Below are 26,320 nucleotides of genomic sequence, written 5' to 3'. Positions count from 1 at the left end.
TGTGGCGGTTCGAAATCAAGGTGTGACCTGCGGGAACGCTCCGTAGGGTGGATCCATGACGAGCCATGACGATCTCCGCCCCTTCGAACTGGGCTTTCCCGGGGAACAGCGCGACAGGCTGGTGGCCGCCGTGCTCAGCGGGGCGAAGACCACCACGACGGGGCTGTTGGGCTGGTACGAGGCCGAGGGCGAGCCGCTGCCCCGGCCGGGGGAACGCCTGGTGCTGGTGGACTCCGGGGAGCAGCCGCTGGCCGTCCTGGAGATGACGGAGGTCCGGGTGCTGCGGCTGGCCGAGGTGGAACTGCGGCACGCGCTGGACGAGGGTGAGGGTTTCGCCTCCGTGGCCGAATGGCGCTCCGCGCACGAGGGGTTCTGGCACAGCGAGGCACTGCGCGCGGAGCTGGGCGATCCGCAGTTCACGGCGGACGACGACACCCTGGTCGTCGCCGAACGCTTTCGCCTTCTTTGAGGGCTCGGTTCGCCTCCGGGGCGCTTGCAGCCTGACTCACAGTCCGCCCGTGCGGGCTTCGCCCGGCGCGGCTATCCCACCGCCCGGGCGGCCGCGCGGCCGGCGGCGCGGCCCGAGAAGATGCAGCCGCCCAGGAAGGTGCCCTCCAGCGCCCGGTAGCCGTGGACGCCCCCGCCGCCGAAACCGGCCGCCTCGCCGGCCGCGTAGACACCCGGCAGGGGGTCGCCGGAGGGGGTCAGGACGCGGGAGGACAGGTCGGTCTCCAGGCCGCCCAGGGACTTGCGGGTCAGGATGGAGAGCCGGACGGCGATCAGCGGGCCCGCCTTGGGGTCCAGGACGCGGTGCGGGGCGGCGGTGCGGATCAGCTTGTCGCCGAGGTACCTGCGCGCTCCGTGGATGGCCGTCACCTGGAGGTCCTTGGTGAAGGGGTTGGCGATCTCCCGGTCCCGGGCGGTGACCTCGCGCCGGACGGTGGCCTCGTCGAGCAGGTCCTGCCCGGTGAGTTCGTTCATCCGGCGGACCATCGCGGACAGGTCCCGCTCCACGATGAAGTCGACGCCGTGGTCCATGAAGGCCCTGACCGGGCCGGGGACGGACTGCCGGGCCCGGTTGATCACCTCGCGGACGGACCTGCCCGTCAGGTCGGGGTTCTGCTCGGAGCCGGAGAGGCCGAACTCCTTGCCGATGATGCGCTGGTTGAGCACGAACCAGGTGTGGTCGTGGCCGGTGCGCATGATGTGCTCGAGGGTGCCGAGGGTGTCGAAACCGGGGAAGAGCGGTACGGGCAGCCGCTTGCCGGTGGCGTCGAGCCAGAGCGAGGAGGGGCCGGGCAGGATGCGGATGCCGTGCCGGGCCCAGATGGGGTTCCAGTTCTCGATGCCCTCGGTGTAGTGCCACATCCGGTCCTTGTTGATGTGGCTGGCGCCGGCGCCCTCGGCGATGCCCAGCATCAGGCCGTCCACGTGCGCCGGGACCCCGGAGAGCATCCGCGCGGGCGGAGTGCCGAGCCGGGCGGGCCACTGCGCGCGCACGAGGTCGTGGTTGCCGCCGATGCCCCCGCTGGTCACGATGACCGCCTGGGCCCGCAGGCTGAAGGCGCCCACGCTCTCGCGGCTGCTCGCGGTGCCCCGTACGGCGTCCGAGGGCGCCAGGACCTCCCCGGTGACGGTGTCCACGGCGCCGGCGGTGGCGGACAGCCCGGTGACCCGGTGGCGGAAGGCGAACCGGACCAGGCCGCGGGCCGCCCCGGCGCGGACCCGCCGCTCGAAGGGCTCCACCAGGCCGGGGCCGGTGCCCCAGGTGATGTGGAAGCGGGGCACGGAGTTGCCGTGGCCGTTCGCGTCGTAGCCGCCGCGTTCGGCCCAGCCGACCACGGGGAAGAAGCGCACGCCCCGGGAGTGCAGCCAGGGCCGCTTCTCGCCGGCCGCGAAGTCCACGTACGCCTCGGCCCAGCGGCGCGGCCAGGCGTCCTCCTCCCGGTCGAACCCGGCGGTGCCGAGCCAGTCCTGGAGGGCGAGCTCGCGGCTGTCCTTGATGCGCATGCGGCGCTGCTCGGGCGAGTCCACGAAGAACAGCCCGCCGAAGGACCAGTGCGCCTGGCCGCCGATCGACCGCTCCGGCTCCTGGTCGAGGAGGATCACCTTGCGGCCCGCGTCGACCAGCTCGGCGGTGGCCACCAGGCCCGCGAGGCCCGCTCCGATCACGATCACGTCAGCGTCGTACGTCATACCTGGCCCGTCCTCCGGTCGGTCGGTGGTGGGCAGATCCTTTGCTACGGAGCGGTAACCAGTCAACAGCGGTGATTGGATGAGTCCGTGAATCCCGCTGATGAGGTACTGGACGTGGTGGACCGGGACGACCGGGTCGTCGGGCAGGCCCCCCGGGGTGAGGTGTACGGCCGGGGGCTGCTCCACCGGTGCGTGTTCGTGCTGGTCACGGACGGGGAGGGGCGGGTGTTCGTCCACCGGCGGACCGCGTCGAAGCTGGTGTTCCCCGCGTACTACGACATGTTCGTGGGCGGGGTGCTGGGCGCCGGGGAGGAGTACGCGGGCGCCGCGCTGCGGGAGGCCGAGGAAGAGCTGGGGGTGAGCGGGCTGGCTCGGCCCGAGCCGCTGTTCAAGTTCCTGTACGAGGGTCCGGGCGGGGGCTGGTGGTCGTACGTGCACGAGGTGCGGTGCACCCTGCCGGTGGCTCCGCAGGTCTCGGAGGTGGACTGGCACGCCTGGCTCCCCCGGGAGGAGCTGGAGCGGCGGATCGCCGGCGGGGAGTGGGCGTGGGTGCCGGACGGGCTGGAGGCCTACCGGCGGCTGCGCGCCTTCCGGGAGGCCGGGGCGCAGCCCCCCGCGCCGCCTGAGTGAAGGGGACGTAAATTGGCCACGTGATCGACTTCGTCAAAGATGTGCGGCTCTGGTTCGCACCGGAGCAGCTGCGGGACGAGGGCGAGACGCCGGACTACCGCTTCTCCCTCGCCAACGAGCGGACCTTCCTGGCCTGGATCCGGACCGCGCTGGCCCTGGTGGGCGGCGGGTTCGCGGTGGACCAGTTCCTGCCGGACCTGCGGTGGGGGGTGCGGATCGGGATGGCCTTCGCGCTGCTGGCGGTGGGGGCGGCCTGCGCGCTGCGGGCCGTGAACCACTGGGTGCGCTGCGAGCGGGCCATGCGGCGGGGCGACGACCTGCCGCTGTCGCGGTTCCCGGTGGTGCTGAGCCTGGGGGTCGGGATGGTGGCCGCCGCGATGGTGGTGGTCGTGCTGCTGGGGTGGACGGCCGGGCGGTGAGCAGCCGTCCCGGTACGGACACCCGCGACGCGGGGCTCCAGCCCGAGCGGACCCGGCTGGCGTGGCGGCGTACGACGCTGGCCTGCTCGGTCACCGCGGTGCTGGCGCTGCGGCAGGCGCTGCACGGGTCCGGCTCGCGGGTGGAGGTGGCCGGGGCGGCGGTGATCGCGTTGATCTGGGTGGTCTTCCTGTGGGTGGCGCACCGGCGGGTGCGGGAGCTGGCCGCGGTCCGGCCGCCGGAGCTGGCGCCGCGGGTGGCGCTGGGGGTGGTGCTGTGCTCGGTGGCGCTGGCGGTGTTCGCGATGGCGGTGATCGTCTGAGCCGCTCGTCCGATCGTCCGGCTTGTGCCGCGCCACGGTGACACCGGAGGGGACACAACGGGCGATCCGGGGCACTCACGGTTAGCCTCGGCGCCATGACGACCCTGCACCAGGAACACCCCACGCACGCGCACGAGCACGGCCCCGGCTGCGGGCACACGGCGGTCGCCCACGGCGACCACCTCGACTACGCGCACGACGGCCACCTGCACCGGGAGCACTCCGGGCACTGGGACGAGTGCGAGACCTCCGCGCACTCCCCGCACGAGGGCCACGGCCACGCGCACGGCGAGGGCTGCGGGCACGACGCGGTCCCGCACGGCGACCACCTGGACTACCTGCACGACGGGCACCGTCACGCCCAGCACGACGACCACTTCGACGACCACTGACGCCCGCTGACGACCACTGACGACCACCGACCGGTCCGGGGCGGCCTCCCGCGGGTACGGCCGCCCCCGCTCTCCCCGGGCACCCCACCGGCTGACAGGATGCTGACCATCTGTCACAGCGTCCCGGGGAGAGCGTCCATGACCGTCGAAGAGCCGTACGTGGTCCAGCCGGCGGCCGGGGTGTACGCCTACGTCCAGCCGGACGGGGGCTGGTGCCTGAACAACGCCGGCTTCGTCAGCGACGGCGGCCGGACCCTGCTCGTCGACACCGCCGCCACCGAGCGGCGGGCGCTGGCCCTGCGCGAGGCGGTCGTGGCGGCCGGGGTGCCGCTGCCCCGGACGGTGGTCAACACCCACCACCACGGCGACCACACCTACGGCAACGCCACCTTCGCGCCCGGGGCGCTGATCCTCGGGCACGACAACGCACGCGCCGAGCAGCTCGCCGCCGGGCACCAGCTGGAGCTGATCTGGCCCGCGACCGACTTCGGGGCGATAGAGATCACCGCGCCCGACCTCACGTACAGCGACCGGCTGACCCTGCACGTGGGGGACACCGAGGTCCAGGTCATCCACCCGGGCGTGGCGCACACCACCGGGGACTCCGTGGTGTGGCTGCCCCGGCAGCGGGTGGTGTTCACCGGTGACCTGGTCTTCGCCGAGGGCACCCCCTTCCTCGCGATGGGCTCCCTCGCCGGCTCGCTGCGGGCGCTGGAGCTGCTGCGCGCGCTGGGCGCGCGGACCGTCGTACCGGGCCACGGGCCGCTGACGGACGCCTCCGCGTACGAGGCCACCGAGCGCTACCTGCGGTACGTGGCCGAACTGGCGCGGGAGGGCCGGGAGAAGGGGCTGACCCCGCTGGAGACGGCGCGCGGGGCCGACCTGGGCGAGTTCGCGGCCTGGCGGGAGAGCGAGCGGCTGGTCGCGAACCTGCACCGGGCGTACGCGGAGCTGGCCGGGGAGCCGGAAGGGGCGCCGCTGGACATCATGGCGGTGCTGCGGGACATGACGGTGATGAACGGCGGGACGCCGATCCTGTGCCACGCGTGACCTGAGCGCGCCGGGCCGGAGAGAGTTCTTTCGGCCCGCCCTATGGACGGCATACCGACTGGTCGGCATGATGACTGCGGGCGCCGCCCGGGCCACGGCTCCGGGGCGCCGCCCCCGGACCACCCGCCGTCCACTTCGTCCACTTCATCTGTTTCGCCTACTTCGCACGGAGGCGCGCACCATGACCCCAGCCGACCCCCGAGGCCTCGATCTGGAACGGCTGCGCGGCCATCTCGACGCCGCGCGGCCCGGGCTCGTGACCGGCCCGCTGAGCGGCCGGCTGATCGAGGGTGGCCGGTCGAACCTGACGTACGCCGTCACCGACGGCTCCGCCCGCTGGGTGGTGCGCCGACCTCCGCTCGGGCACGTCCTGGCCACCGCGCACGACATGCGGCGCGAGCACCGGGTGATCTCCGCCCTGCACGGGACGGCCGTGCCGGTGCCCGAGCCGCTGCTGCTGTGCGAGGACGAGGAGGTGCTGGGGGCGCCGTTCTACGTCATGGAGTACGTGGACGGGGTCCCGTACCGGACGGCCGGGCAGCTCGCGGAGATCGGGCCCGAGCGGACCCGGCGGGCGGTACTGGGCCTGGTGGACACCCTGGTCGACCTGCATGCGGTGGACCCGGAGGCGGTGGGCCTGGGCGACTTCGGCCGGCCCGAGGGCTTCCTCGACCGGCAGCTGCGCCGCTGGGGCAAGCAGCTCGCCGCCTCCCGGGGCCGGGAGCTCGCCGGGATCGACGAACTGCACGGGGCGCTGGGCCGGGCCCTGCCCCGCTCCCCCGCCGCGACCGTGGTCCACGGGGACTTCCGGCTGGACAACGTCCTGATCGGGGGTCCCGACGACGCGATCCTGGCGGTGCTGGACTGGGAGATGTCCACACTGGGCGATCCGCTGACGGACCTCGGGCTGCTGGTGATGTACAGCTCGGACCTGGGCCTGGCCGATTCCCCGGTGAGCACGACGAGCGGGGCCCCGGGCCATCCGGCGCCCGCCGAGCTGATCGAGCGGTACGCCGCCCGCTCGGGCCGGGACACCGGGGCGATCGCCTGGTACACGGCCTTCGCCTGGTTCAAGCTCGCGGTGATCCTCGAGGGCATCCACTACCGCTTCACGCTCGGGCAGACGGTGGGCGCGGGCTTCGACCGGATCGGCGAGCTGGTCCCGGTCTTCATCGAACACGGACTGACCACGCTCCAGGAAGGCTGACCCACCCCCATGGACTTCGCATTCGACGCCCGGACCGAGGAACTCCGCGAGCGGCTGCTCGCGTTCATGGAGGAGTACGTCTACCCGGCGGAACCCCTCGCCGCCGAGCAGCGCGCACGGCTGGCCTCGCCCTGGGACACCCCGGCCGTCTTCGGTGAACTGAAGGCCGAGGCGCGCCGCCAGGGCCTGTGGAACCTCTTTCTCACCGACCAGCACGGCTTGCCGGATTCCGGGCACGGCGCCGGGCTGAGCAACCTCCAGTACGCCCCGCTGGCCGAGATCACCGGCCGCAGCCCGCACCTGGCGCCGATGGCGACCAACTGCGCGGCCCCGGACACCGGGAACATGGAGCTGCTCGCGCAGTTCGGCGACGACGGGCAGAAGAAGCAGTGGCTGGAGCCGCTCCTGGCCGGGGAGATCCGGTCGGCCTTCGCCATGACCGAGCCCGAGGTGGCCTCCTCCGACGCCACGAACATCGAGACCCGGATCGAGCGCGAGGGTGACGCGTACGTGGTCACCGGCCGCAAGTGGTTCATCTCCGGGGCGATGAACCCGGACTGCAAGATCTTCATCGTGATGGGCAAGACCGACCCGGAGAACGCCGATCCGCGTCGCCAGCAGTCGATGGTCCTGGTCCCGCGCGACACCCCGGGGGTCGAGGTGCGGCGGGCCATGACGGTGTACGGGTACGCGGACCACGACCACGGCGGCCACGCCGAGGTGGTCTTCGACGGGGCCCGGGTGCCGGCGGCGAACCTGATCGGCGAGGAGGGCGGCGGCTTCGCCATCGCCCAGGCGCGGCTCGGCCCGGGCCGGATCCACCACTGCATGCGGCTGATCGGGATGGCGGAGCGGGCGATCGAGCTGATGTGCCGGCGCGCGGTGGAGCGTACGGCCTTCGGCAAGCCGCTGGCCGCGCAGGGGGTGGTGCAGAACTGGATCGCGGACGCCCGGGTGACCGTGGAACAGCTGCGGCTGCTGGTGCTGAAGACCGCCTGGCTGATGGACACGGTCGGGAACCGGGGCGCCCACACGGAGATCCAGGCCATCAAGATCGCGACCCCGCGGGCGGTGGTGGGGATCCTGGACCAGGCGGTGCAGCTGCACGGCGCGGGCGGGGTGAGCCAGGACTTCCCGCTGGCCGAGCTGTGGGCGGCGGCGCGGACGCTGCGGCTGGCCGACGGGCCGGACGAGGTGCACCAGCGCTCGCTGGCGCGGCGGGAGCTGAAGAGGTACCTCTGACGCGCCCGGGGTGTGACCCGCGGTCCGGGTCACACCCCGGACCTCTCGGCCCCGGTGCTACGGCCGCAGCGAGCGCAGCAGCAGGTCGGCGAGGTGGTCGGCGACCTGGTGGGGGGTGAGCGGACCGTCCGTGCGGTACCAGGTGGAGAGGTGGTGAACGGACCCGAAGTAGTAGTCCACGACCAGGTCGGCGGGGGTGGCCGTGGAGAACACCCCGGTGCGCTGCCCCTCCTCGACCAGCGCGCGGAAGCGCTCGTGGTAGCGCCGGCGCTCCGCCCGGACCTGCTTGTACTTCTCGGGGCCGAGCTGGTGCATCGACCGGAAGAAGATCATCGCGTCGTCGAGGTTCTCGATCGTGGTGACCACGACGTCGGCGGCGGCGGCCCGCAGCCGCTCCTCGACGGGGGCGTCGGATCCGGCCACCGCGTCGAGCCGCTGCTGCTGGAGGCGCAGCATCCGCGCGTACACCTCGTGCAGCAGGTCGTCCTTGGAGCCGAAGTAGTGGTAGAGCGCGCCCTTGGTCACCCCGGCCGCCTCGACGATCTCCTGGACGGAGGTGCGGTCGTAGCCGCGTTCGGCGAAGAGCCTGGTGGCGACGGCCAGCAGCCGCTGCGGCACCGGGGTCTCCCGGTTTCCGTCCTCGGGGCCCTCGGTGGTCCTGGCGGCCATGGTGCTCGCCTTCCTCTCCTGATCCTGACCTGTCCCGCGCTGTACGACCGTCCGACAGTTTTCAGCCGCGCTCGCGCAGTTCTCGTCGCAGGATCTTGCCACTGGTGGTCTGGGGAAGAACAGGCAGGATCTCCACCTGGCGGGGGTACTTGTACGCGGCCAGGCGCTCGGCGCAGTAGGCGGCGAGTTCCGCCGGCCGGGCCGAGGCTCCCGGGCGCAGGCTCACGTACGCCTTGACGCTCTCCCCCCGGTACGCGTCGGGGACCCCGACCACGGCCGCCTGCCGTACGGCGGGGTGGGTGTAGAGGACGTCCTCCACCTCGCGCGGCCAGACCTTGAACCCGGAGGCGTTGATCATGTCCTTCTTGCGGTCGACCACGTAGAGCCAGCCGTCGGGGTCCATGAACCCGACGTCCCCGGTGCGCAGTTCGCCGTCCGGGAAGGCCTCGGCGGTGTCCTCGGGCAGGCCCCAGTAGCCGGGGACGACCTGGGGGCCGCGCACGGCTATCTCCCCGGTCCGCCCGAAGGGCAGCTCCGCGCCGTGCTCGTCGAGGATCCGTACGAGGGTCTGCGCGCCCGGGACCCCGACCGAGAGGGTGCCGGTGGCGGGGTCGACGGGTGCTTCGAGGTGCGCGGGGACCGAGGCGCAGGGGGCGGTGCACTCGGTGAGGCCGTAGCCGTTGCGCAGGTAGAAGCCGAAGGAGGCGCGGAGGCGTTCGACGAGGGCGGGCGGGAGCGGGGCGCCGCCGGAGGAGATCACCTGGAAGGAGGCGAAGTGGTCCGGGGTGGCGGCGGGGTGGGCGGCCAGGGCCATGAAGGCGGTGGCCGGGCCGATGGTGTAGGCGGGGCGGTGTTCGAGGAAGGCGTCGAGGACGGCGCCGGCGTCGAAGCGGTGCGCGAGGACGAGGGTCCCGGCGTTGGTGAGGCAGGCGGCGAGCTCGCAGACCAGGCCGGTGATGTGGAAGAGCGGGGCGAGGGCGAAGTAGCCGGCGCCCTCGGGGAGGGGGTGGCCGGTGACCTGGCGGGTGGCGTTGTAGGTGAGCGCGCCGTGCGGGTTCATGGCGCCCTTGGGGGTCCCGGAGGTGCCCGAGGTGTAGCTGATGAGGGCGGTGTCGGCGGCGGTGAGGCCCGGGTCGGCCGGCGCGGGGTGGCCCTGGCGGGCCACGGTGGCGAGGTCGGCGGGGTCGGCGGGGCGCGGGTCCGGGGCGGGGGCGGTGGCGGTGGCGGTGGCGGCGGCCGGGACGGAGTCCGGGGCGGTGGCGGTGGCGGCGGCCGGGACGGAGTCCGGGGCGGTGGCGGTGGCGGTGGCCGGGACGGAGTCCGGGGCGGTGGCGGCGGCGGTGGCCGGGACGGAGTCCGGGGCGGTGGCGGCGGCGGTGGCCGGGACGGAGCGGGGGGCCGGGACGGAGTCCGGGGTCGGGGCGGCGGGGAGGACGCGGGGGTCGTGGCGGGTCTGGAAGTCCGTGTCGCGCGCCGTCAGGACGACCCGTACGCCGGTCCCCCGGGCGCTCTCGCGCAGGTACGCCTCCCAGGCGCCGCCCTCGCAGACCAGCGCGGCGGCGCCGGAGTCGCGCAGGATGTGCGCGGCCTCGGCGGACTTGTACATGGGGTTGAGCGGGACGACCACCGCCCCGGCCTTCCAGGCGGCCAGCACGGCGAGCACGAAGTGCGGGGTGTTCTGGAGCATGACCGCGACCCGGTCGCCCCGGCCGATCCCCCGCCCGGCGAGGTGCCCGGCGAGGGAGTCGGAGAGGGAGTCGGCCTCCGCGTAGCCGATCCGGCCGTCGAAGTACGCCAGAGCCGTGCGCCCGGGGGCGCGGGCCACGGCGGCGCGGAACGCGTGCAGCACGCTGGGCGGCGGTGCGACGGGGGCCCGCTGGGCCGGGCTCAGCTGCCGCAGCCAGGGCCGGGCGGCGTAGCGGGATCCGGAGGGGTCCGTCACGAGGTCTCCCACTTCTGCTGGAGGTGGTTCATGGAGCGCAGCCAGCGGTCGGGGTCGTTCGCGCGGGCGGCGTGGTAGTCCGCCACCTCGGGGTGCGGAAGGATCAAGAACCGGCCCTTCTCCATGCCGTCGAACAGCGCTTCGGCCACGGTTTCCGGCTCGATCGCGGTCGGCGCCAGGACCAGCTCGCCCGCCGAGCCCGCCGCGGTCAGCATGTCGGTGCGCACGCCCTGCGGGCAGATGGCGTGGACCTGGACGCCCCGGTGGCGGTAGGTCAGCGAGAGCCACTCCGCGAAGGCGAGGGCACCGTGCTTGGTGACACTGTACGGGGCCGCTCCGATCATGGTCAGCAGCCCGGCGGCGGAGACGGTGGACACGAAGCGGCCGCTCCCGCGCTCCAGCCAGTCGGGCAGCAGGGCCCGGGCGGCGCGCACGTGGGCCATGACGTTGGTGTCCCAGGCCGCCTCCCAGACGGCCTCGTCCGCGAAGGCGTCGCCGCCCGAGGCGAGTCCGGCGTTGGCGCAGTACACGTCGACGGTTCCGCCGAGGGCCTCGCGCGCCTCGCGGACGATCGCGGAGGCGTCGCCGGGGAGCGCGATCGCCCGGGGGCCGATGGCGCCCGCCACGGAGGCGGCCTTGGCGGGGTCGAGGTCGTTGACCACGACGGTGGCCCCTTCGGCGGCGAAGCGGTGGGCGAGGGCCGCGCCGATGCCGCCGCCCGCGCCGGTGACGACGACTCGCTGGTCCTGGTACGCGCTCACGGGGGACACCTTTCGTCACTGCCTGCCGGGGCTGCCGGATCCCGGGCAGACTAACCAGTCGGTATGTGAGGGGGGAAGGGGCGTGAGGGCTAGCTTGGCGGGATGACGGTGTCGCGACGCGGGGTGCTGGGACTGGCGGGGGCCGCTGGGGCCGCGGGGGCCCTGGGGGTTGCCGGGGGCGTCGGGCCCGCGGGCGCGGCCGGGGCGGCGGAGCGGGTGCGTACCGGCTTCGAGCGGCTCGCCGCCGACGGGTACGCGGAGCTCGCCGGGCAGCGGGTCGGGGTGGTCACCAACCCCACCGGGATCACCGCCGACGCCCGCCACTTGGTCGACGTACTGCACGCCGACGAGCGGGTCGACCTGGTCGCGGTGTTCGGGCCGGAGCACGGCTTCCGCGGGACGGCGCAGGCGGGCGGGTCGGAGGGGGCCGGCCGGGATCCCGCGACGGGCCTGCCGGTGTACGACGCGTACGGCAAGAGCGGGCAGAAGCTGGCGGACCTCTTCACGGCGGCGGGTATCGACACCGTCGTCTTCGACATCCAGGACGTCGGGGCGCGCTTCTACACCTACATCTGGACCCTGTACGACTGCATGCGCGCGGCCGCGCTGGCCGGCAAGGCGGTGGTGGTCCTGGACCGGCCCAACCCGGCGGGCGGGCGCCGGGCGGCCGGGCCGGTGCTGGAGCCGGCGTACGCGAGCTTCGTGGGCCGGGAGCCGATCGCGCTGGCGCACGGGATGACGGCGGCCGAGCTGGCCCTGCTGTTCAACGGCGAGTTCCTGGGCGGCGACCGGGTCAAGCTGCGGACCGTGCGGATGTCGGGGTGGCGGCGGGAGTCGTTCTTCGGGGAGACGGGGCTGCCGTGGGTGCCGCCGAGCCCGAACATGCCCACTGCGGACACGGCGCTCGCGTACGCGGGGACCTGCCTGTTCGAGGGGACCAACCTGTCCGAGGGCCGGGGTACGACCACGCCCTTCGAGCTGCTCGGCGCGCAGGGAGTGGACCGGCGCTGGGCGGAGGCGGCGAACGGGCTGGGGCTGCCCGGGGTGTGGTTCCGGGAGGCCTGGTTCACGCCCGCCTTCTCCAAGCACGCCGGGAAGGTCTGCGGCGGGGTCCGGCTGATCGTGCACGACCGGGAGGCCTTCGACCCGGTGCGGGCGGGGATCGGGCTGCTGGTGACGGCGCGGCGGGCGTGGAGCGGGTTCGGCTGGCGGACGGACCACTGGATCGACCGGCTGACGGGCTCGGACCGGGTGCGGACGATGGTGGACGCGGGCGCGGGGGTGGAGGAGGTCGCGGGCGCCTGGGCGGCCGGGCTGGCGCGGTTCGCGGCGGTCCGGGAGGAGTACCTGCTCTACCCCTGACGCCGGGCCGCTCGCCGGGAGCCGCGCGGGAGAGGTGCTGTCGCGGGGCTGGCCGAGGGGACCTCGCGGCGGGATGCTGCGAGCACCGGGGGCTCGACGTGAAGGGAGAGGCCATGGTGGACGGCGGTGGCGCGTTCGGAGCGGGGATCGGGGTGGGTCCGTACCAGGAGCTGACTTTCGACGCCCAGGGCGATGTGGACCCGGCCACGCGGGCGGCGGTGGCCCGGATGGAGGCGACGGACCTGCTGGTCTTCGCGCACGGCTGGAACAGCGACCGGTCCACCTCGACCCGGCTCTACGACCGGTTCTTCGCCCCCTTCCCGGGGCTGGTGGGGGCGGGGGTGCGGCTGGGGTACGTGGGGGTGGTCTGGCCCTCGATCCGCTTCTCGGACGAGCCGATCCCGGACTTCGATCCGCCCGGCGGGGCGACCGGGGCACGGTCGGGGGCCGAGTCGGGGACGGCCCTGGACGACGCCACGCGCGCGGCGCTCGGGGTGTTCTGGCCGGGGCGGGAGGCGGAGCTGGAGCGGGTCGCCGCACTGCTGGCGGAGCGGCCGGAGTCGCAGGCGGCCTTCGCCGAGTTCGGGGAGCTGGTACGGCAGCTCGTGCACGCGGACCCGGCCGCCGGCCCGGCGGGCGCCGCGGGCGCCGACCCGGACGTGCCGGCGATCTTCACGCTGGACACCCTCCAGGTGTGCCGGGCACTGACGCGGGCCCTGGCGCAGGCGGCGGCCGCCGACGCGGCCCGGGAGCTCTCGGCCGGCGACGGGCTGCGCTCCCTGTGGGACGGGGCCAAGGAGCTGCTGCGCCAGGCGACGTACTACGAGATGAAGAAGCGGGCCGGAGTGGTCGGCGAGCACGGGCTCGGCCCGGTGCTGGCCGACCTCGCCGGACGGCGGCCGGCCCTGCGCGTCCACCTGATCGGCCACAGCTTCGGGGCCCGGGTGGTGTCCTTCTCCCTGCGGGCCGTACCGGACGGGGCGCGGCACGTGAAGTCGCTGACTCTGCTCCAGGGGGCCTTCTCCCACTACTCCTTCAGCGAGCGCCTCCCCCACGATCCGCGGCGCGGCGGCGCCCTGCGCGGGCTCCAGCGCAGGGTGGACGGGCCGGTGGTGGCCTGCCACTCCGCCCACGACTCGGCCCTGGGCGTGTTCTATCCGCTGGCCTCCCGGATGGCGGGCGATTCGGCCGGTCTGCTCGGTTCCGGCGAGCGGTGGGGCGCGGTCGGGCACGACGGGGTGCGGGCGGTGCCCGGCGCACCGCGGCTGAGCCTGGAGGCGGCCCTGCGCGGCGGGCTGCCGGAGGCCGGTTGTGTCAGCGTGGACGCGGGCTCCGTGGTCCGTCGCGGCGGGCCCCCGTCGGGGGCGCACAGCGACATCTGCCACGAGGAACTGGCCCGTGTCGTGGTCGGCGCGGGGCGCATGGGGCGCTGAGTTCCGGCCATGTGCCACCCGCACGCCTCGACCGCCCCCGCATGCGCCCACTGCCCTCAGGGCATGTTGGGCACGTCGCGGGGGGTTGCTTCGTTCGACGGAGTGACGCGGGCACAGGTCTGGGCGTGGGCACGGCGGAGGTGAAGGTACGGTGGCAGGTTTTCGGAGTCTGGCCTACCAGGTGCGTGACGCGCGCAACGACCGGGCCCTGCGGCGCCATTCGCTGCGCCGGTGCCTGGAGCGGTTCGCGCCCTACGGGCACCGGGCGACGTGGTGGCACCTGTGCGACCGGCACGGGATCGCCCCCGAGGACCGGGGCGCGGACCCGCTGCGGCTGGTCGCGGCGCTGGAGGAGCTGGAGGACGCGCGGGCGGTCTGGCTGGAGTACGAGCGGCAGTTCGCGGAGCGGCGCAGACGCGAGAAGCACGACGGGGTCCGGCGGCCGGAGTGGGCCTGGGGCGGCAGCGGGGACGCCGTGGTGCGGTGTGCCGATCCGGGGGTGCGGCCGGAGGGGGCGCTGGGCGAGGTGCTGCGGCGGCTGGTCGCGGCCCTGGAGTCGGAGCCGGGGACGGCGTGCCCGGTCTGCGGCGAGCGGGAACTGCGCTGGCCCGCGGCGTTGTCGGGGCCCGGGGCGTGGGCCGGGGCGTGGGCGTGGGACGGGCCGGTGTGCGGGGGCTGCGGGATCGTGGTGCCCCGGCCGGCGCTGGCGGACACGGCGGTGGTCCACCAGGGTGCGGCGTGAGCGGGGCGCGGGGCGGGCTGCGGGACGGGCTGCGGGGCGCGCTGCTCCAGGTCGCGCTGAACGGCTCGCGCGGCGCTGCCGAGGGGGCGGCGGTGCCGCTGTCCCCAGGGGATCTGGCCCGCTCGGCGCTCGAGGCCGTGGCCGCCGGGGCCGGCGAGGTGCTGGTGCACCCGCGGACCCCGTGCGGGCGGGAGAGCCTCTCGCCCCGGGTGGTCGGGCCCCTGCTGGAGGAGATGCGCGGTGCGGGGGTCCGCGTACCTCTGACGGTTCCGGCGGGGGTCGCCGCCGAGCCGGATCCGGCGGGGCGCCTGGAGCGGGTGCGGTCCTGGACGGTGCTGCCCGACCGGGCGGTGGTGCCGTTCGCGGAGCCGGGGGCGGCGGAGCTGGGGCGGGCCCTGCTGGCGCGCGGGGTCGCGGTGGACGCGGTGGTCCCGCTGGGCGGCGGGGCCGGGCCGGAGCCGCTGGCGCGGTTCCTGGCGTGGGCCCCGCCGGAGCGGGGCCGGGTCCGGCTGGTGGCGGAGCTGGCGGAGGCCGACCCGGCGCTGGTGGCGGGGCTGCGCTGGCTGCCGCCGGTGCCGGTGGTGCTGTACGGGCGGGAGGCCGCCGCCTGGCCGGTGCTGCGGCTGGCCGCGCGGTGCGGTGCGGGCGCGCGGATCGGCGTAGCGCAGGTGCTGCGCCTTCCGGACGGGCGGCCGGCACGCTCGAATGCCGAACTGGTGGCGGCGGCCCGGGAGGTGCGGGAGGCGGAGGGCGCGGGGCCCGCCGGGGGCGGAGCTACGGCGACAGCCGGGAGCCGGTGAGGCGTTCGCCGAAGACGTCGTCCGGGTTGGAGAGCGCGCAGTTCTTCAGCGAGAGGCAGCCACAGCCGATGCAGTCGGACAAGTGGTCGCGCAGGCGGCTCAGTTGCTGGATCCGCTGGTCGAGCTCGCCGCGCCAGTTCTCGGACAGCCGCGCCCAGTCCTCCCGCGTGGGGGTGCGCTCCTCCGGCAGCTGGGCCAGCGCCTCGCGGATGCTGGCGAGCGGGATGCCCACGCGCTGGGCGGCGCGCACGAAGGCGACCCGGCGCAGCGCCTCACGGTTGTAGCGCCGCTGGTTGCCGGCGGTGCGGCGGCTGCTGATCAGCCCCTTGGCCTCGTAGAAGTGCAGGGCGGAGACGGCCGCTCCGCTGCGCGCGGACAGCTGGCCGACGGTGAGTTCGTGGACGTTCTCGGGAATCTGCGGCACGCGTCCGAGCGTAGTCGGAGGTCCGTTGACAGACGCACCAGGCCCCCAGCATGCTGAGCAAGCGCTTATTCGACGGAGATAGACGGAGACAGGGGCAGGGCATGGCCGAACCGAGGATCTTCACGTCCGCCGAGGAGCTGCGCGCCGGCATCGGCGAGCCGCTCGGCCCGAGCGGATGGCTGGAGGTGGACCAGAAGCGGATCGACCTCTTCGCGGACGCGACCGGCGACCACCAGTGGATCCACGTGGACCCGGAGCGGGCCGCCACCGGACCCTTCGGTTCCACCATCGCGCACGGCTATCTGACGCTGTCGCTGCTGCCGAGCCTGGTGCCGCAGATCATGCGGGTCGAGGGCATGCGGATGGGCATCAACTACGGCATGGACAAGGTGCGTTTCCCCGCCCCGGTGCCGGTCGGTTCGCGGCTGCGCGCCACCGCCGTGATCACGGCGGTCACCGAGGCGGGCGGCGGGGTGCAGGTCGCGGCGACCGTGACCGTCGAGCGCGAGGGCGGCGAGAAGCCGGTGTGCGTCGCGGAGTCGGTGTCCCGCTACTACTTCTGAGCCGCGCCCTGGCCGCGGGCCGTGTCCTGCTTACCGGCCGCGCCCTGCTTACCAGCCGTGTCCTGCCGACCGGCCGCGTCCTGCTTCCCGGCCGTGTCCGCGGCCGGGCGCGCGCCCACCATCCGGAGCACGAGGTCGGCGTAGAGCCCGCCGACCTCGTCGGGCGTGCGCCGGCCGGCCGTGCTGAACCAGCGGGCCACGTCGATGCACAGGGACAGCACGGCGAGGGTGGTGCCCGGCACGTCGGGGACGTCGAACTCCCCCGCCCCCACGCCCTCGGCGATGATCCGGCGCACGGCGGCGTCGCTCAGCCGGCGCAGGGCGACGATCTCGGAGCGGTGCTCCGGGGCGAGGGCGTCGAGCTCGTACTGGACCACGCGGGCGGTGGTGTGGTGCGCGGCGTGCCAGCGCACGAAGGAGCGTACGGCCGCGTCGAGCCGTTCGGCGGCGGTCCCCGGGCCGCAGGCGGCGGTCTCCAGGATCTCCAGGGCCTTGTCGTGGCCTATCCGGCTGATCCGGTGGAGCAGCTCTTCCTTGGTCTTGTAGTGGATGTAGAGGGCGGCCGGGCTCATGCCGGCGCGGCCCGCGATGTCGCGCGTGGTGGTCGCGTGGTACCCGCGCTCGGCGAAGGCGTCGACGGCCGCCACGAGCAGCCGCCGCGCGGCGTCGGGGGTGACCTCCGACCACGGCTGGTAGCCGTCGGTCGTCTCCGCCGCGCTGTCCATCGCTCGCTCACCCTCTTCGCCCTGTAGGAAGGAACCAGCTTACCGGAGGGTGAGCAAGCGCTTAGCGTACGACCGCTCCGGCTGCTTCGGCTGCTCCGGCTGCTTCTACTTCGGCGAGTAGGGGTCGTACTCCGCCATCATCTTCTCCATCCGGGCCTGGTCGACCCGGCTGACGATCTGCGTGGCCTCCTGGCGGTCGCGGACCACCTTGGCGAGGGTGAAGGCCGAGGTGGTCAGGTAGAGGACCGCGATGCCGAGGAAGGCCCGGACCCAGCCGTTGACGTCCATGCTGTAGATCCCCACGGCCACGGCGGCCACGGCGATGCCGAAGGACGCGACCGCCTGGCCGTAGTACGCCCCCGTGTTCTGCTGCTTGACCGGTGTCTCGTTCATGGGCACAGCATCGGACGCGGTGACGCGGAACACATCCGCGCAGGTACTCAGACGGGTACTCAGAAAGCGGAAACCCCGGTGCGGGCACGGCCGATGAGCAGTTTCTGGATCTGGCTGGTGCCTTCGTAGAGGGTCATGACGCGGGCGTCGCGCAGCAGCTTCCCGGCCGGGTACTCGTCGATGTAGCCGTAGCCGCCGTGCACCTGGAGGGCGTTGCCCGCGGCGCGCACCGCCGCCTCGGAGGCGAAGAGCTTGGCGGTGGAGGACTCGGTGGCGAAGGGCTGCCCGCGGTCGATCAGGTCGGCGACCCGCCAGGTCAGCAGCCGGGCCGCGTCCACGTCGACCGAGATGTCGGCGATCAGCTCCTGGACCAGCTGGTGGTGGGCGATCGGCTTGCCGAACTGCTCGCGCTGGGCCGCGTACGAGACGGCGGCGTCCAGCGCGGCCTGGGCGATGCCGACGCAGCCGGCGGCCACCGACATACGCCCCTTGGCCAGGGCCGACATGGCCACGGAGAAGCCCTTGCCCTCGGGTCCGAGCATCGCGGAGGCCGGGACGCGGACTCCGTCGAGGGTGAGTTCGGCGGTGGCCTGGCCGCGCAGGCCGAGCTTGCCGTGGACCTCGCGGCGGGTCAGGCCCGGGCTGTCGGCGGGGACGAGGAAGGCGGAGATCCCCCGGTGGCCGGGGGCGTCACCGGTCCGGGCGAAGAGGAGGACGAGGTCGGCCCAGGTGCCGTTGGTGATGAACATCTTGCTGCCGCTGATCACGTACGCGTCCCCCTCGCGCACGGCGCGGGTGGTGAGGGCGGCCGCGTCGGAGCCGGTGCCGGGCTCGGTCAGGGCGAAGCAGCCGAGCGCGTCGCCGGAGCACAGCCGGGGCAGCCAGGCCCGCTTCTGCTCCTCGGTGCCCCAGGCGGCGACGGTCTTGGCGACCAGCCCGAGGGAGACGGAGACGATGCCGCGCACGGCGGAGTCCCCGCGGCCGAGCTCCTCGGTGACGAGCACGTAGGAGAGGTGGTCGCCGCCGGAGCCGCCGTACTCCTCCGGGACGGTGAGGCCGAGGAAGCCGAGGTCGCCGAGCTTCTTCACGATCGAGCGGTCCACGCTCTCGGCGCGGTCCCACTCGGCGGCGTACGGGACGATCTCGCGCTCGGTGAAGGCGCGGGCGAGGCGGCGCACGGCCTCCTGCTCCTCGCTGAGCTCCAGGTTCACGGGGTCCCTCCGGGACGTGGGCCGGCATGGTCCGGGGCGTGGCCGGGGGCCTTAACTAGCATCGCTAGTTTATGGCGCGGCAGGGCCTACTATGTGGCGCATGGCCAGACCGCGCAAGCCCCTCCTCAGCAGAGACCGCATCGTCGAGGCGGCGGGTGCGCTGGTGGACGCGGAGGGGCTGGAGGCGGTGTCGACGCGGCGGCTGGCGTCGGCGCTCGGGGTCAGCGGGCCCTCGCTGTACAACCACTTCCGGACCAAGGACGCGATCCTCGAGGCGGTCGCGGACGCGGTGAGCGCGAAGGTCGACCTGTCGATGTTCGACGGCGGCAAGGACTGGCGGGGGGCCCTGTACGACTGGGCGCACTCGTACCGGGACGCCCTGTCGGACCACCCGAACATCGTGCCGGTGCTGGCGCGCGGGCCGGGCCGCCGCCCGGCCGGGCTGCGGCTGGCGGACGCGGTGTTCGGCGCCATGACGGCAGCGGGGTGGCCCCCGGCCCAGGCGACCCGGATCGGGGCGCTGATGCGGTACTTCATCCTGGGCTCGGCGGTGGCCTCCTTCGCCCGGGGTTTCGTGGACGACGAGACGGCGTACGACCCGGCGGACTACCCGCACCTGGGCCGGGCCCACCTGCTGGCCGAGCGCCAGCGGGAGGTGGACGAGGGCGCCTTCGAAACGGGCCTGACGGCGCTCCTGGACGGCCTGACCCTCCAGTACGAGGCCCTGCGAGCGGGGGCGGCGCAGTCGTAGGCCGCCGGGGCGCTCGGGGGCGCGGAGGTCCGGCCCCGCGCGGGCGCGACAACCTCCCCGGGGCGTCAGGACCTCGGCCGGTCCGGCCGTCGCGCGGCGGGCGTCCCGGGACGGCGACAGGACGCCGCCGGGCGGGAGGCGGGTCGTGCCGCGCGGCGCCACCTCCAGGAGCCGGCTCCCGCCCGGCGTGCCCGCCCGGCGCCCGTCCGGTGTGCCCGCGTGGCGCCCGCCCGGTGTGCCCGCCGGCCCGCGACCGGGCTAAAAGACCACCAGGGAGCGACCGCCCTTGCCCGCCAGCATCGCGTCGAACGCTGCCGGGATGCCGTCGAGGGTGATGCGGTCGGTGACCATGGAGCCCAGGTCCAGGCGGCCGGCCCGGACGTGCTCGGCGATCACCGGGAGGTCGCGGGCCGGATCGCTGTTGCCGTACACGCAGCCGCTGAGGGTGCGGGCGAAGTGGAAGATCTCCAGCGCGTGGAAGCTCACCTGCTGCTCCTTGCCGCCGATGCCGACGACCGTGGTGCGCCCGCCCCGGCGGGTGGACTCCCAGGCCGTGCGGATGGTCTCGGCGCGGCCCACGCACTCCACGGCCACGTCCGCGCCCTGCCCGCCGGTCAGGGCCCGGATCTGCTTGGCGGTGGTCTCGGAGGCGAGCACGAAGTCGGTGGCTCCGGCGGCGCGGGCCAGTTCCTCCTTGGCCGGGGAGACGTCGACGGCGACGATCGGGCCCGCCCCGGCGATCCGGGCCGCCTGGAGGGCGGCGAGGCCGACTCCGCCGACGCCGAAGACGGCCACCGACTCGCCCGGGCGGACCTGGGCGCTGTGGCGCACCGCGCCGTAGCCGGTCAGGACGGCGCAGCCGAGCAGGGCGGCCTCCGGGAGCGGGATCCCGGCGGGTGCGGGCAGCACGCAGTTCGCCGCGACGACGGTTTCCTCGGCGAAGGCGGCGACGTTGAGCCCGGGGTGCAGCTCGGTGCCCTCGGCGTCATGGGCGTAGACCGCACCGACCCCGGTCAGGGCCTTCGCGCAGAGCCAGACCTCGCCGATCCGGCAGTGGTGGCACTCCCCGCAGGACGGCGCCCAGTTGAGCACCACCCCGTCGCCCGGGGAGACGTGGGTGACGCCCTCGCCGACGGCGAGGACCGTCCCCGCGCCCTCGTGGCCGAGGACGGCCGGGACGGGCACCCGCATGGTGCCGTCGGTGAGGGAGAGGTCGGAGTGGCAGACCCCGGCCGCGGCGAGCCGCACCCGGACCTGCCCGGGTCCGGGCTCGGGCAGCACGATGTCCCGTATCTCCAGCGGTGCTCCGACTGCGGGCAGGATCGCGGCGCGGACCATGTCGTCGTCTCCGTGTCTTGGGGGCTGCCCGCTCTGCGGGTGCTGCTGCCCGGTCTGCGGGGTGGCGGGATCACTCCGGCGGGGCGGTGCGGAGCCGCGGGCGGGTCCCCCGCCTGCGGCTCCGGTCCGTCGGCGCCGTCGGCGGCTCAGAACTGCAGGGACTTGGTCTGGAGGTACTCCCCCAGGCCGTGGCTGCCCAGCTCGCGGCCCACGCCCGACTGCTTGTAGCCGCCGAAGGGCGCGAGCACGTTGAAGCGGCCGCCGTTGATGTCCACCTGGCCGGTGTCCATGCGGCGGGCGAAGGCCACGGCCGTCTCCTCGTCCGCGGCCCAGACCGCGCCGCCCAGGCCGTAGACGGTGCCGTTGGCGATGCGCAGGGCGTCGTCGTGGTCCTCGTAGGGGAGGATCGCCAGCACGGGGCCGAAGATCTCCTCCTGCGCGATGGTCATGTCGGGGGTGACGTCCGCGAAGACGGTCGGGGCGATGAAGTACCCGCGCTCGTGGGGCGCGTCGAGGCCGCCCGCGACCAGGCGGGCGCCCTCCGCGACGCCCTTGCCGATGTACGAGCGCACGCGGTCGCGCTGGGTGGCGTTGACGACCGGCCCGAGGCGGGTGGCCCGGTCGCGGGGGTCGCCCGAGGGGTACGTGGCGACGGCGGCGGCCGCGAGGGCGACGGCCTCCTCGTGCTGGTCCCGGTGGACGAGCATGCGGGTGAGCGCGTTGCAGCTCTGGCCGGTGTTGTTCATGACGTGTCCGACGCCCACCGCGACGGCCTTGGCCAGATCGGCCCCGGGCAGGATGACGTTCGCCGACTTGCCGCCCAGCTCGAGGGCGACGCGCTTGACGGCGGCGCCGGCGATGGCGCCGATCTTCTTGCCGACGGCGGTCGAGCCGGTGAAGGAGAGGAGGTCGACTCCTTCGTGCTCGGCCAGCGCCTGGCCGGCGACCGGGCCGGTACCGGTCACCAGGTTGAAGACTCCGGCCGGGATGCCCGCCTCGTGCACGGCTTCGGCGAAGAGCTGTGCGGTCAGCGGGGTGTCCTCGGCCGGCTTGAGGACGATGGTGCAGCCGGCGGCGAGAGCGGGCGCCACCTTTGCAACGACTTGGTGCAGCGGGTAGTTCCAGGGCGTGATGGCCCCGACCACGCCGACCGGCTCCAGGAACACGGTGGAGTTGCCGATCCGCTCCTCGAAGGCGTACGAGGCACCGAGTTCGGCGTAGGAGGAGGCCACCGCGATCGGCGCACCGACGTGCACGGCCTCCGCGAAGCCGAGCGGGGAGCCGAGCTCGGCGGTGATGGTCTCGGTGAACTCGCCCTTGCGGGCGACGAGCACGTCGCGGAGGGCGCCGATCAGGGCGGCCCGCTCGGCCGGAGCCGTGGCCGCCCAGCCGGGGAAGGCCGCACGGGCCGCGCGTACGGCCGCGTCCACGTCCTCGGCCGTACCGGCCGGGACGGCGCCGATGACCTGCTCGTCGGCCGGGTTGACGACCTCGATCCGGCCGGCTCCGGCGGCGGGCCGCCATTCCCCGCCGATGTACATCCCGTCGTGGGCCTTCATGGCATTCCTCCCGAGCACGCACGAGCGCGTAGACCTGACCTCGCCGACACACCCTACAAACTAGCGTCGGTAGTTTTCGGCCCGCCAGAGGCCACGAGGTTCAGATGATGCCGAAAACCATCCCTGCCGCCAGGACCACCAGGGAGGTGAGGGCCGCCCATTTCACGGTGAAGCGGGTGTGGTCGCCGAACTCGACCTTGGCCATGCCGACGAGGACGTAGACGGCCGGAACCAGTGGGCTGGACATGTGCAGGGCCTGTCCGACCAGGGAGGCGCGGGCGATCTCCAGCGGGGAGACTCCGTGGGCGGCGCCCGCTTCGGCCAGTACCGGCAGGACGCCGAAGTAGAAGCCGTCGTTCGACATGAAGTAGGTGAGGGGCAGGCTCAGCAGGCCGGTGACCAGGGCCATGTGCGGGCCCATGCCCTCGGGGATGGCGCCGACGAGCCAGTCCGCCATGTGCTTGACCATGCCGGTGCCGGTGAGGACGCCGGTGAAGACGGCGGCGGCGAAGACCATGCCGGCGACGTTGAGGACGTTGTCCGCGTGAGCGGCGATCCGGGCCTTCTGGTCGGGCATGTGGGGGAAGTTCACGGTGAGGGCGAGGGCCGCGCCGAGCAGGAAGAGCACGGGGATCGGCAGCAGCTCCATGATCATCGCGGTGAGCAGGGCGACCGTGAGGCCCGCGTTGAACCAGTACAGGCGGGGACGCAGGGTCGGGCGCTCGGGGTCCAGCCCCTGGAAGCCCTCGCCCTCGCCCCCGGGCAGGGTGGCAGCGGTTCCGGACCCGCCGGAGCCGGCCGCGCCGGAGCCGGCGGCAGCGGTACGGGCCCCCGCGGCGGATTCCTCCGCACCCGGGCCGGCCGTCACCAGGGACTCCTGCTTCTCGGCCTCCTCGGCCTCCTCGCCGGGCATCACCAGGGAGCCGACCCGGCGGCGCTCCCTGACGCCGAGAACATAGGCCAGGACGAAGACGAAGACCAGGCCGACGGCGAGCGCCGGGATCATCGGGACGAAGATGTCGGCCGCGTCGAGCTTGAGCGCGGTGGCCGCGCGGGCGGTGGGACCGCCCCAGGGCAGGGTGTTCATCACGCCGTTGGCCGTGGCGGCGACGCCGGTCATGACCACGAGGCTGAGGCCGAGGCGCTTGTAGAGCGGGTACATGGCCGAAACGGTGATCATGAAGGTGGTCGATCCGTCGCCGTCGAGGGAGACGATCGCGGCGAGGACGGCCGTGCCGACCACCACCCGCATGGGGTCGGCCTTGCAGAAGCGCAGGATCCCCCGGACGATCGGGTCGAAGAGGCCGACGTCGATCATCACCCCGAAGTAGACGATGGCGAACATCAGCATGGCGGCGGTCGGGGCGAGCTTGCCGACGCCTTCGATGACGTAGTCCCCCAGGTGCGCGCCCTTTCCGGCGAACACGCAGAAGAGCGCGGGGATGAGGACGAGCGCCGCGATGGGCGACATTTTCTTCAGCATGATCAGGACCAGGAAGGTCGCGATCATGGCGAAGCCGAGGAAGGTCAGCATGCAGGGAAGGTAGGTGCCGCCTCCTTACGCCAACAAGACGTCGGCGCGTGAGCAATACGAGCAAAACTCCAGCTCAGGGCAGGGGTGCGACGGTGACGGGGAAGCCGTTGAGCACCGCGGTGCCCGACAGCGGGTCGAGGCGGGTGCCGTCGAGCAGCTGGTTCACATTGGCCCCCGGGTCGGCGCCGGCGACCGCGAGGCGGGTGCCGGGCCGGTCGTGGCCCCAGCCGTGCGGGAGGCTGACCACGCCTGCGCGGACGGTGTCGGTGACCTCCACCGGCACCTCCAGGCTTCCGCCGTCGGAGGTGATCCGCGCCCGGCTGCCGTCGGCGAGGCCGAGCCGGTCCGCGTCGTGCGGGTGGACCTGGAGGGTGCAGCGGTTGGAACCTCCGACGAGGGCCGGGACGTTGTGCAACCAGCTGTTGTTGGACCGCAGGTGGCGGCGGCCCACGAGCACCAGGGCGGCGGGGCGGTCGGCGAGCGCCGCGCGCAGCCTGGGAAGCTCGGCCGCGATCGGGTCCGGGAGCAGCTCGATCCTGCCGCTGCGGGTCCGGAGCACGCCCGGGAGCCGGGTCCCCAGCGGGCCCAGGTCGATGCCGTGCGGGTGCGCGAGGAGCCGCTCCAGGCTGAGCCCGGGGGCGGTGGGCCCGGCGGTGCTGGGCGCGGGGGTGGTGGGCCCGGGGGTGGTGGGCCCGGGGGTGCTGGGCGCGGCGGGCTGTTCGGGCGTGCCCGCGCTGCCCCGCGTACCGTCGTCGGCGCCGCTGCCGGCCGGCTGTCCGGCGGCGCCGAACAGGTCTCCGTACGGGCCGAGTCGGAGCATCAGGTCGAGTCTGCGCTCCGGGCCGTTCTCGCCGGTGAGCAGCCCGGCCAGGCGGGCCGGGTCCGCTCCGTGCAGGGGGGAGCGGCGGTCGGCAGTTTCCCTGGCGAGGGCGCCCTGGATCGCCATGTCGTCGACGGCGGACGGCTCGGCGGAGCCGTGCATGCCCGAGACGGCCAGGACGAGGCGTGCGTGGATCTCGCACTCGTCGAGCCGGTCCGCGTCGAGGGGAACGGCGGGCCGGGTGTAGCGGACCTGGTTGCGGATGGCGAATCCGTTGAAGGCGAAGTCGTGGTGCGCACTCTGCGAGGGCGGCGGCGGGGGCAGGACGACATGGGCGTGCCGCGAGGTCTCGTTGAGGTACGGGTCGATGCTGACCATGAAGTCGAGCCCGGCGAGGGCCGCGTCGAGCCGGCGCCCGTCGGGGGCGGACAGCACCGGGTTGGCGGCGATGGAGATCAGGGCACGGATGCGCCCCTCCCCCGGGGTCTCGATCTCCTCGGCCAGAGCGGCGCTGGGCAGTTCGCTCTTGACCTCGGGGTGGCCGCTGACCCGGCTGCGCCAGCGGCCGAGGGCGAAGCCCCTGCCGGGCCCGGCGGGGCGGGGCCGCGGGCCGGCGGCGGGGAGCGGGAAGAGGGCTCCGCCCGGGCGGTCGAGGTTGCCGGTGAGGATGTTCAGTACGTCCACCAGCCAGCTGGCGAGCGTGCCGTACTCCACGGTGCAGCTGCCGATCCGCCCGTAGACGGCGGCGGTCGGCGCGGCCGCCAGCTCCCGGGCGAGGGTGCGGATCCGGTCGGCCGGCAGGTCGCAGGCGGGGGCGACCGCCTCAGGAGTGAAACTCGCGAGGGCGTCGGCGAGTTCCCCGATTCCCTCGACGTGTTCCGTGAGGGCTCCGGGAGCCGCGAGCTTCTCTGTGAGCAGGGTGTGGGCGAGCGCGGCCAGCAGCAGCGCGTCACTGCCGGGGCGGGGCGCGAGGTGATGGTCGGCGAGCCGGGCGGTGCGCGTGCGGCGCGGGTCGACGACCACGAGCGTGCCACCGCGGGCCCGCAGGGCCTTGAGCCGGCCGGGGAAGTCGGGGGCGGTGCACAGGGAGCCGTTGGATTCGACCGGGTTGGCGCCGAGCAGGAGGAGGAAGTCGGTCCGGTCGAGGTCGGGCACGGGGATGGCGAAGGGGTCGCCGAACAGGAGCCCGCTGGAGACGTGTTTGGGCATCTGGTCGAGGGTGCTGGCGGTGAAGAGGTTGCGGGTGCCCAGGGTGTTGACGAGGAGCGGCGGATAGAGGGCGCCGGCCATGGTGTGGGTGTTGGGGTTGCCGAGCACGATGCCGACGGACTGGGCGCCGTGGTCCCGGACGAGGGCGGGGACGGCGGCGGCGATGGCGGCGTAGGCCTCTTCCCAGGTGGCCTCCCGCAGTTGCCCGTCGCGGCGCACGAGGGGGGTGCGCAGCCGGTCGGGGTCGGCGTCGAGGGCGCCGAAGGCGGCTCCCTTGGGGCAGATGAAGCCGCGGCTGAAGACGTCGTCGCGGTCGCCTCGGGCTCCAGTGACGGTGGTGCCCTCGATGGTGAGGGTGAGACCGCAGGTGGCTTCGCAGAGCGGGCAGATGCGCGGGGCGGTGCGGGGCATGGGCCCTCCTGGGGGCGGCAGGCTGCGGCGCGGGCGCGGAACCGGTGACCCGGCCGTGCGGCGCAGGCGCGGGACGGCGCGGGCACGCGGGCGCCCCGAGCATACCGACCGGTAGGCACGGTGGGGAGGGGGTTGCGGCAGCCCGCCCGTTCAAGGCCGAAGGCGGGCGGGGCCTGCCGAGGTCGGTCAGTCGGTCAGTCGGTCAGTCGGTCAGTCG

At 74.2% G+C, this 26,320-nt stretch carries 25 protein-coding genes and 1 pseudogene; 14 read left to right on the top strand and 12 right to left on the bottom strand.

The window, feature by feature from the left end; genetic code table 11:
* Positions 1–55 precede the first annotated feature (55 nt).
* Complete coding sequence (locus OOK34_RS22665; RefSeq protein WP_267035680.1) at positions 56–469, top strand: ASCH domain-containing protein; 414 nt, start codon at positions 56–58, stop codon at positions 467–469.
* A gap of 71 nt (positions 470–540) precedes the next feature.
* Here the strand turns inward: OOK34_RS22665 and OOK34_RS22660 are convergent, their stop codons facing one another.
* A complete protein-coding gene (locus OOK34_RS22660) occupies positions 541–2,196 on the bottom strand; it encodes an FAD-binding dehydrogenase (RefSeq protein WP_267035679.1) in 1,656 nt (551 codons plus the stop codon).
* Positions 2,197–2,283: 87 nt separating this feature from the next.
* Here OOK34_RS22660 and OOK34_RS22655 point away from each other — a divergent pair, with 87 nt between their 5' ends.
* From OOK34_RS22655 to OOK34_RS22625, 7 genes are all read left to right on the top strand, one after another.
* Entirely contained in the window at positions 2,284–2,826 is a 543-nt protein-coding gene (locus OOK34_RS22655; RefSeq protein ID WP_267035678.1) for an NUDIX hydrolase, read from the top strand.
* Positions 2,827–2,846: 20 nt separating this feature from the next.
* Complete coding sequence (locus tag OOK34_RS22650) at positions 2,847–3,245, top strand: YidH family protein (protein WP_267035677.1); 399 nt, start codon at positions 2,847–2,849, stop codon at positions 3,243–3,245.
* Positions 3,242–3,565 carry a DUF202 domain-containing protein gene (locus tag OOK34_RS22645; RefSeq protein ID WP_267035676.1) on the top strand — a complete coding sequence of 108 codons (324 nt, stop codon included), beginning with the start codon at positions 3,242–3,244 and terminating at the stop codon, positions 3,563–3,565. The genes OOK34_RS22650 and OOK34_RS22645 overlap by 4 nt, the downstream gene beginning before the upstream one ends.
* A gap of 95 nt (positions 3,566–3,660) precedes the next feature.
* The gene (locus tag OOK34_RS22640) at positions 3,661–3,957 is read left to right on the top strand and encodes a hypothetical protein (protein WP_267035675.1); all 297 of its coding nucleotides are present in this window, start codon (positions 3,661–3,663) and stop codon (positions 3,955–3,957) included.
* Between the two features lie 138 nt (positions 3,958–4,095).
* Positions 4,096–5,007 (top strand): MBL fold metallo-hydrolase, encoded by a 912-nt coding sequence (locus tag OOK34_RS22635; RefSeq protein ID WP_267035674.1) that lies wholly within the window; start codon positions 4,096–4,098, stop codon positions 5,005–5,007.
* A gap of 181 nt (positions 5,008–5,188) precedes the next feature.
* A complete protein-coding gene (locus tag OOK34_RS22630) occupies positions 5,189–6,214 on the top strand; it encodes a phosphotransferase family protein (protein WP_267035673.1) in 1,026 nt (341 codons plus the stop codon).
* A gap of 9 nt (positions 6,215–6,223) precedes the next feature.
* Positions 6,224–7,456 (top strand): acyl-CoA dehydrogenase family protein, encoded by a 1,233-nt coding sequence (locus OOK34_RS22625; protein WP_267035672.1) that lies wholly within the window; start codon positions 6,224–6,226, stop codon positions 7,454–7,456.
* Positions 7,457–7,513: 57 nt separating this feature from the next.
* Here the strand turns inward: OOK34_RS22625 and OOK34_RS22620 are convergent, their stop codons facing one another.
* From OOK34_RS22620 to OOK34_RS22610, 3 genes are all read right to left on the bottom strand, one after another.
* Positions 7,514–8,125: a TetR/AcrR family transcriptional regulator gene (locus OOK34_RS22620; RefSeq protein WP_267035671.1), complete on the bottom strand. Its 612-nt coding sequence runs from the start codon at positions 8,123–8,125 to the stop codon at positions 7,514–7,516.
* A gap of 61 nt (positions 8,126–8,186) precedes the next feature.
* The gene (locus OOK34_RS22615; RefSeq protein WP_267035670.1) at positions 8,187–10,067 is read right to left on the bottom strand and encodes a class I adenylate-forming enzyme family protein; all 1,881 of its coding nucleotides are present in this window, start codon (positions 10,065–10,067) and stop codon (positions 8,187–8,189) included.
* Complete coding sequence (locus tag OOK34_RS22610; RefSeq protein ID WP_267035669.1) at positions 10,064–10,837, bottom strand: SDR family oxidoreductase; 774 nt, start codon at positions 10,835–10,837, stop codon at positions 10,064–10,066. Before OOK34_RS22610 ends, OOK34_RS22615 begins: the two co-directional genes overlap by 4 nt.
* Before the next feature lie 93 nt (positions 10,838–10,930).
* Here OOK34_RS22610 and OOK34_RS22605 point away from each other — a divergent pair, with 93 nt between their 5' ends.
* From OOK34_RS22605 to OOK34_RS22590, 4 genes are all read left to right on the top strand, one after another.
* Complete coding sequence (locus OOK34_RS22605) at positions 10,931–12,190, top strand: DUF1343 domain-containing protein (RefSeq protein ID WP_267035668.1); 1,260 nt, start codon at positions 10,931–10,933, stop codon at positions 12,188–12,190.
* A 113-nt stretch (positions 12,191–12,303) separates the two neighbouring features.
* Positions 12,304–13,623, top strand: coding sequence for a serine-threonine protein kinase (locus OOK34_RS22600; RefSeq protein WP_267035667.1), 1,320 nt, complete (start codon positions 12,304–12,306; stop codon positions 13,621–13,623).
* 151 nt (positions 13,624–13,774) lie between these two features.
* Positions 13,775–14,365 (top strand): hypothetical protein, encoded by a 591-nt coding sequence (locus tag OOK34_RS22595; RefSeq protein ID WP_267035666.1) that lies wholly within the window; start codon positions 13,775–13,777, stop codon positions 14,363–14,365.
* Entirely contained in the window at positions 14,362–15,165 is an 804-nt protein-coding gene (locus OOK34_RS22590) for a 3-keto-5-aminohexanoate cleavage protein (RefSeq protein WP_267035665.1), read from the top strand. Before OOK34_RS22595 ends, OOK34_RS22590 begins: the two co-directional genes overlap by 4 nt.
* Here OOK34_RS22590 and soxR read toward each other — a convergent pair.
* The gene (soxR, locus tag OOK34_RS22585) at positions 15,140–15,589 is read right to left on the bottom strand and encodes a redox-sensitive transcriptional activator SoxR (protein WP_267035664.1); all 450 of its coding nucleotides are present in this window, start codon (positions 15,587–15,589) and stop codon (positions 15,140–15,142) included. The genes OOK34_RS22590 and soxR overlap by 26 nt on opposite strands.
* A gap of 101 nt (positions 15,590–15,690) precedes the next feature.
* On the opposite strand from soxR, the gene OOK34_RS22580 reads away from it, so the two are divergent.
* Positions 15,691–16,152 carry a MaoC family dehydratase gene (locus tag OOK34_RS22580; protein ID WP_267035663.1) on the top strand — a complete coding sequence of 154 codons (462 nt, stop codon included), beginning with the start codon at positions 15,691–15,693 and terminating at the stop codon, positions 16,150–16,152.
* 107 nt (positions 16,153–16,259) lie between these two features.
* On the opposite strand, the pseudogene OOK34_RS22575 reads toward OOK34_RS22580, so the two are convergent.
* The 3 genes and pseudogenes from OOK34_RS22575 to OOK34_RS22565 form a co-directional block, all read right to left on the bottom strand.
* A pseudogene (locus OOK34_RS22575) lies at positions 16,260–16,877 on the bottom strand (TetR/AcrR family transcriptional regulator); the annotation flags it as partial.
* A gap of 105 nt (positions 16,878–16,982) precedes the next feature.
* Positions 16,983–17,270: a YiaA/YiaB family inner membrane protein gene (locus OOK34_RS22570; protein WP_267035662.1), complete on the bottom strand. Its 288-nt coding sequence runs from the start codon at positions 17,268–17,270 to the stop codon at positions 16,983–16,985.
* Positions 17,271–17,329: 59 nt separating this feature from the next.
* Positions 17,330–18,481 (bottom strand): acyl-CoA dehydrogenase family protein, encoded by a 1,152-nt coding sequence (locus tag OOK34_RS22565; RefSeq protein ID WP_267035661.1) that lies wholly within the window; start codon positions 18,479–18,481, stop codon positions 17,330–17,332.
* A 100-nt stretch (positions 18,482–18,581) separates the two neighbouring features.
* Between OOK34_RS22565 and OOK34_RS22560 the strand changes: the two genes are divergently transcribed.
* Complete coding sequence (locus OOK34_RS22560; protein WP_267035660.1) at positions 18,582–19,232, top strand: TetR/AcrR family transcriptional regulator; 651 nt, start codon at positions 18,582–18,584, stop codon at positions 19,230–19,232.
* 258 nt (positions 19,233–19,490) lie between these two features.
* Here the strand turns inward: OOK34_RS22560 and OOK34_RS22555 are convergent, their stop codons facing one another.
* The 4 genes from OOK34_RS22555 to OOK34_RS22540 all read right to left on the bottom strand — a co-directional run bounded on the left by OOK34_RS22555 (position 19,491) and on the right by OOK34_RS22540 (position 26,103).
* Positions 19,491–20,570, bottom strand: coding sequence for a Zn-dependent alcohol dehydrogenase (locus tag OOK34_RS22555; protein WP_267035659.1), 1,080 nt, complete (start codon positions 20,568–20,570; stop codon positions 19,491–19,493).
* A gap of 146 nt (positions 20,571–20,716) precedes the next feature.
* Complete coding sequence (locus OOK34_RS22550) at positions 20,717–22,129, bottom strand: aldehyde dehydrogenase family protein (protein WP_267035658.1); 1,413 nt, start codon at positions 22,127–22,129, stop codon at positions 20,717–20,719.
* A 100-nt stretch (positions 22,130–22,229) separates the two neighbouring features.
* Positions 22,230–23,663, bottom strand: coding sequence for a CitMHS family transporter (locus tag OOK34_RS22545; protein WP_267035657.1), 1,434 nt, complete (start codon positions 23,661–23,663; stop codon positions 22,230–22,232).
* A 73-nt stretch (positions 23,664–23,736) separates the two neighbouring features.
* Positions 23,737–26,103, bottom strand: coding sequence for a molybdopterin oxidoreductase family protein (locus OOK34_RS22540; RefSeq protein ID WP_267035656.1), 2,367 nt, complete (start codon positions 26,101–26,103; stop codon positions 23,737–23,739).
* Between the last annotated feature and the right edge of the window lie 217 nt (positions 26,104–26,320).

Source organism: Streptomyces sp. NBC_00091 (assembly GCF_026343185.1).
In the GTDB taxonomy this organism is placed as follows: Bacteria; Actinomycetota; Actinomycetes; order Streptomycetales; family Streptomycetaceae; genus Streptomyces.
This window is presented reverse-complemented; position numbering and strand designations above follow the sequence as displayed.